The organism is Vibrio sp. 2132-1, from assembly GCF_033344315.1.
Window position 1 is genome coordinate 1 of sequence record NZ_JAWPON010000738.1, and the last position, 547, is coordinate 547.

Annotated in this window: 1 protein-coding gene and 1 pseudogene; both read left to right on the forward strand. The window is 49.2% G+C overall.

Features of this window, described 5'->3' with window-relative positions:
* Positions 1 to 175 (forward strand): acetyl-CoA carboxylase biotin carboxyl carrier protein subunit (locus R8N47_RS27695; protein WP_318186424.1); only part of this gene is annotated, 175 nt, incomplete at its 5' end.
* Positions 156 to 547 (forward strand): annotated as a pseudogene (locus R8N47_RS27700) (hydroxymethylglutaryl-CoA lyase); the annotation flags it as partial. The gene R8N47_RS27695 and the pseudogene R8N47_RS27700, both read left to right, overlap by 20 nt.

Here is a 547-nt window from a genome sequence, read left to right on the forward strand (position 1 = left end):
CGAAGCGATGAAGATGGAATATACCATTACCACTCCAGTAGCAGCGACCGTTGATGAAGTGTTTTATCAACATGGAGACCAAGTACAGCACGGTTCCATCCTGCTGCATTTAATTTCTGCACCCGATAATGTCTGTGAAGATAAGGAGCGCGAATATGCTACCAGCGAAGGTTAATATCGTCGAAGTCGGCGCGCGTGATGGCTTGCAGAATGAAACGGCAGTGACGCTGATTGATAAAATCCGCTTGATCAATCAGCTAAGCACTAGTGGCTTAAAGCACATTGAAGCGGGCTCTTTCGTCTCGCCGAAATGGGTACCTCAAATGGCCGATTCCGATCAGGTGTTTGCGGGGATCATGCAAAAGCCTAACGTGGTTTACAGTGCGCTCACACCAAATCTCGCAGGGTTAGAACGTGCACTGGAAAGCGGTGTAAAGCAAATTGCGGTATTTGGCTCCGCTTCAGAGGCGTTCAGCCAGAAGAACATCAACTGCAGCATTGCCGAAAGCCTCTCTCGTTTTGAGCCCGTGCTCGAACTAGCAAAGCA